The sequence below is a fragment of the Bacteroidales bacterium genome, assembly GCA_018334875.1.
Taxonomy (GTDB): Bacteria; Bacteroidota; Bacteroidia; order Bacteroidales; family UBA12077; genus JAGXLC01.
In genome coordinates this window covers 1-5,952 of sequence record JAGXLC010000258.1, presented here as the reverse complement: position 1 = coordinate 5,952, position 5,952 = coordinate 1, and the positions used below count along the sequence as shown (strand labels likewise).

General features: G+C 44.1%; 3 protein-coding genes. All 3 read left to right on the top strand.

Features of this window, described 5'->3' with window-relative positions:
- Positions 1–2,447 (top strand): family 78 glycoside hydrolase catalytic domain (locus KGY70_15760; protein MBS3776652.1); only part of this gene is annotated, 2,447 nt, incomplete at its 5' end.
- A 69-nt stretch (positions 2,448–2,516) separates the two neighbouring features.
- Entirely contained in the window at positions 2,517–4,469 is a 1,953-nt protein-coding gene (locus tag KGY70_15755; protein ID MBS3776651.1) for a glycoside hydrolase family 97 protein, read from the top strand.
- A 76-nt stretch (positions 4,470–4,545) separates the two neighbouring features.
- Positions 4,546–5,763 carry an SGNH/GDSL hydrolase family protein gene (locus tag KGY70_15750; protein ID MBS3776650.1) on the top strand — a complete coding sequence of 406 codons (1,218 nt, stop codon included), beginning with the start codon at positions 4,546–4,548 and terminating at the stop codon, positions 5,761–5,763.
- The last annotated feature ends 189 nt before the right edge of the window (positions 5,764–5,952 follow it).

The following is a 5,952-nucleotide window of genomic DNA, read 5'->3' as shown; positions in this document are numbered from 1 at the left end:
GTGAGCCATTGACTTCAGGACAGAAATGTTACTGGACAGTAAAAGTATGGGATCAGAACGGATTACCCTCCAAATACGCCAAACCGGCACACTGGGAGATGGCATTTCTCGATAACAGCAAATGGCAGGCCAAATGGATCAGTCCGCCACGTGTATTTAACTGGAGCAGAAGGGATGGCAAAATCAAACAGATGGCCCGCACGCAAAGGGATCAAACTGCACCCAAAGAGCCCATGCCTTTGCTAAGAAAATCTTTTGAAGTTCAGAAAGAAATTGTATCAGCCAAAGCCTATATCACAGGATTGGGTTTTTTCGAGCTCCATGTGAACGGCAAACAAATTGGGGACCATCTGCTTTCACCCGCATTCACCGATTACAGCAAGACTGTTCTGTATGAAGTAATGGATGTGACAGACCAGTTGCAACAAGGAAAAAATGTGCTGGGGGTAATGCTGGGAAACGGTTGGTACAACCAGATCAGCACCGATGTATGGAGCTTCAGCAGGGCTCCCTGGCGCGCCGATCCCACATTGTTATGCCAGCTCGAAATTGAATATGCAGATGGCAGCAAGAAGATGGTTGTCAGCGATGAAAGTTGGACTTGTGAAGAAGGACCCATCAGGTTTTCCAGCATCCGGCTGGGGGAAACCTATGACGCCAACTGGAAACCAGAAGGGTGGAACCAGCCAGGCTTTGACGACCAGCAGTGGCATGATTTACGGGTGGTTCGCGGTCCACGTGGAGAACTGAAGGCCCAAAACCGGCCCCATGTTAAAATAATGGATAAACTGGAACCCGAGAAAATAAAGCGTATAGGAGAAGAATCCTTCCTGGTGGATTTCGGGCAAAATATAGCCGGTTTTGTTGAAATGGAGGCAAAAGGAGAGAAAGGACAAAAGGTTCGTTTCGTATATGGTGAAAAGGTTGGCCCCAATGGAGGGGTGGATCAAAGCAACATAGATCCATATGTCGCTGAATCACGGTTTCAAACCGATGAATATATCTTTAAGGGCGAAGGAATAGAGCAGTGGCAACCCCGTTTCAATTACCATGGGTTCAGATATGTTGAAGTTAATGGCTGGGAAGGAGAGTTGACCAGGGAGAACCTGAAAGCCTGTTTCATTTCCGCTGACTTCGCCACCACCAGCCGGTTCAAATGCTCCCACCCTTTGTTCAACCGTATACAGGAAAATACCCTGCGCTCTTTTCACAGCAACTTCATTCATTTCCCCACCGATTGTCCGCAGAGGGAAAAGCTTGGCTGGACCGGAGATGCACAGCTTACCTCCGAAGCCCTACTTTATAACTTCAAATTGCTGAATTCCTATGAAGAATGGGTCATGGATATTGTGGATACCCAAAAACCCAATGGTGCACTGGCACCTATCGTTCCAACCAGTGGCTGGGGATACGACTGGGACATTCTTCCGGCCTGGAACCATGCTTTGTTTGAGATACCCTGGAATCTTTACTTATACGAGGGCGATCAGAAGACTCTTGAAAAGGTTTACCCCGCTATCAAAAAGTACCTCAATTTTATGGCCGCTCAGGCAGAGAATGGTATCGTGAAGGATGGGCTGGGTGACTGGCTTCCTGCCAAAACCTCCACTCCACCGAAGGTTACTTCCACCGCCATCTATTACAGGAATCTGAAAATGGCAGCTCATATTGCCTCATTACTTAATAAAGATAGTGAAGAAACTGCTTTTAAGGACAAGGCTGAAGAGATTCGTGCGGCTTATAACCGGGAGTTTTTCGAAGATCAAACAGGCGAATTTCTACACCCAACACAAACCGGACTGGCATCTGCTGTGTTTATGAATGTGGTCGACTCCTCGAAAATGCCGGCTCTGGTTCGTCAGTTGAAAGAAAACATACAAACCAGCGATTTAAATCTTGACTTCGGGATCCTGGGAGCCAAATATGTCCCCAACGTCCTTACTGATCATGGTTACCAAAATGTGGTATATGAAATGATCGATACCACGCGTTATCCAGGCTGGGGAAACTGGATTGAGCAGGGTGCCACTACCCACTGGGAAGACTGGGAAGGTAAAAGTTCATTGAACCATCCAATGTTTGGATGTATCGGAGAGTGGTTCTATGAAACCCTGGCAGGGATTAAACCCGATATAGAATCCCCCGGATTCAAGCACTTTTTTATTGAACCGTGGTTTCCTCCTAAAATGGAATGGGTAGATTGTATCAAGCACACCGGGTATGGGGATATTGCTGTCAACTGGTCGAAAAATGAAAGTGAGATCTCCCTGAAACTGGAGATACCGGTTAATACCTCGGCTACCGTGCTGCTCCCCTCCGGTGATTTGCAAATTGAAGGAGCTAAGCCGGAAACCGGAAAAACTGGAGTAATTCAGGTATACCCAACTGAAGAACAAAATAAATTGAAGCTGGGCTCGGGAAGCTACGATTTTGTTTTGGCCAATTGATTCAAGAAATTTTAAAATAGGGTCTTATATTATTGATGAACAGAAAATTATAAAGAAAAATAATAAAATATGAAAAAACTATTTGCTGCTTTAATCGGGATATTGATTGTCCTCCCGGCACTTGGAAATGAATACAAGCTTTTCTCACCGGACAATGAAACAGAAGTTTTAGTTACCGTTAATACCGGTATTTCTATTAAGGCCAATCATCAAAGTTCACCGCTCTTCTCGGTTGATGACATTTCACTGGATATCAAGGGAAAGCATTTTAAAACAGGAATTGAACAAATTAAAACGGAAAGCAGAAATTCAGTTGACCGGATGATTTATCCTGAAATACAGGAAAAATACAGTAAGATCCGGGATCATTACAACGAATTGCTGCTGGAATATAAAGGTGATTTTTCACTAACAATAAGGGCCTATAACAATGGAATAGCTTATCGTTTCAATACAACTTTCGATGAAGATATCATTGTAAACCGTGAAAACTTTAATTTGCATTTCTATGAAGAAGATTCCATTTATGTACAGAAATCGGAAACCTTTAATTCATCCTACGAAACACCTTATGAGCACAGCGCTGTGAAGGATGTAACCTCTGAAGGATATTGCTGTCTACCCGCTTTAGTCCAGAAGCAAAATGGAATGAATGTAGCCATTACGGAATCGAATCTGGTCGATTATCCCGGATTGTGGTTAAAAGCAACCGGAACTTCCTCACTGAAATCAGCTAATCCGGGTTATCCGGTATCTTTTATTAGTGAGGGGAATGCTTATGGACAAGGGCAGGTGAAAAAACATGCAGACCATATTGCCCGGGTAAAAGGTACCAGGAATTTTCCCTGGCGTATCTTTGCCATCGCTGAAAATGATGCGGACCTGCTGACAAACACGTTGGTTTACCAGTTGGCACCGCCTGTGCAGATCGAAGATGTTTCATGGATCACCCCCGGTGTGGTAGCTTTTGACTGGTGGGGCAAACGCAATATTTATGGCACCGATTTTAAGTCGGGAATCAATACCGAAACAGCCAAATACTTCATCGACTTCTGCGCCGAGTATGGATTTGAATACTTCCTGTTCGATGACGGCTGGTCGGAACAGGGTGATCTTTTGGCTATAAATTCCGGACTGGACATGGAGGAAGTCATGGATTATGCCCAACACAAGGGGGTAAAGATCATGGTTTGGGCCATCTGGAATACCTTTCAGCAGCAGAAGGACGAGGTCTGGAAAATGCTTGAAGAATGGGGCATTAGCGGAATCAAATTTGACTTTATGAACCGCGATGACCAGAAAATGGTTCAGTTCTATTATGAAGCAGCCAGGGAGGCAGCCAAAAGAGAGATGGTCATTGATTTTCATGGGGCATACAAACCGGCAGGTTTGCGCCGCGCTTACCCAAACGTGCTTACACGTGAAGCATTGATCGAATTTGAATACAACGGCTGGACAGATCATGATACACCTGTGCATCACAATTTGTTGCCCTACATCAGGATGGTAGCCGGACCGATGGACTATATCCCCTACACTACCCATAATGCACAGAAGGATATCTGGCGGCCTGTTGGAGATATGCCTATGGGAATGGGTACAAGGGCACATTCCATGGCCCTGTATGTTATCCTGGAAAGCCCCATGCAAATGCTTCCCGATGCTCCTTCTGACTATTATGAAGAGGAAGAATGCACACAGTTCATTTCAACCATACCAACCGAATGGGACGACCTGAAAATCCTGCATTCCAAGGTCGGCGAACATACTGTGCTGGCCAGGAAGAATGGAAAAAACTGGTATATTGGTGCCATTACAAACTGGAACCGAAAATCTTTCAAAATCAGCCTCGATTTTCTTGATGAAGGGGATTACAAGATGGAATTCATCCGCGATGGCATCAATGCCGATACGCGTGCAATTGACTATGTGAAAAAATCAAAAACCGTAAACAGCTCACAAACCCTTGAAATAGATCTTGCCCCGGGTGGTGGATGGATTGCCCGGTTAATCAAAATATAACTTAAAAATATTTAAATTGTCTGGGCTAAAAGTACCTCATCTTCTGCCAAAACATTATTCAAAAAATGATGGGATCATGAAAAAACTATTACCCATATACCTTTTCTCCCTGCTGATATTACCTATTTCAAATATCTGCAGCCAGGACTTGAATGCTGATAATTACCACATCCACAGGAGTTCATTAAAAAATGCCTTCCTTAAATTTCAAAAGGAGAAAATGGGAAGGGTGGTTTTTCTGGGAGGTTCCATTACACACAATCCGGGATGGCGTGATTCGCTCTGCAACTATTTTCTTCAAAAATTTCCTGAAACAGATTTCGATTTTATCAATGCCGGCATCCCCTCTATGGGATCTACTCCCGATGCTTTTCGTTTTGAAAGGGATGTGCTTAAGCATGGTCCGGTGGATCTGCTTTTTGTTGAAGCTGCAGTAAACGATGATGTCAACCGACGCACTCCAACAGAGATCAAAAGAGCTATGGAAGGAATCGTCAGGCATGCCCTGCGTGTAAATCCCACCTGTAACATTGTCATGATGCATTTTGTCGATCCCGGGAAAATGGGAGCCTATCGCCAGGGTAAAGTGCCTGAAGTGATCCGGCTGCATGAACAGGTGGCCGGGCATTACAACATTCCAACCATTAACCTGGCCAAGGAGGTTACCGAACGTATTGACGCCGGTGAATTTGACTGGGAAAACGATTTCAAAAACCTCCACCCCTCCCCTTTTGGACAGCATATCTATTACCAGTCGATGAGGCGATTTCTGGAAGATGCCTTTAACTATGATTTTAGCAATAAACATATCGACAAAACCGAACTTCCCAAATCCATAGATACTTTTTCCTATACAAATGGAAAACTGGTTGAGCCTAAATATCCCAAATATACCAGAGGCTGGAAACTTGTTGAAGACTGGAAGCCCTCAGATGAAAAAGGTACCAGGGCAAATTATATAAATGTTCCCATGCTGGTTGGCGAATACCCCGGCGACGCCATCCGGTTTGAGTTTAAAGGAAATGCAGTGGGGATAGCGGTAGCTGCAGGCCCAAATGCCGGAATTATAGAATACCGCATAGACCAATCACCATGGAAAAAACAGGATTTATTCACAAAATGGAGCAACCGTTTGTATCTACCCTGGTATTATACCCTGGCCAGCGGTTTAAAGAGTAAGAGACACACATTAAATATCCGGTTAACCCATAAAAAAAATCCGGGAAGCACCGGAAAAAAATGTATATTGAGGTATTTTTACTATAATGCAGATTGTGAATCTATATCAAGATAAAATATTGCAGATAAAGAAGATCTAATTATGAATAGCAATCAGATTCGGATCAGATTTCAATCGGCATTTTTATGGCTGGTTTCCTTGCTGATCCTGATGGCGTGCAGCCGTCAGAAAGACCATGAAAAAACACTTGAAGGGAAAGACATCCAGGCTTATTGCATTGATTTTAACTGGGGAGAAGGAGGT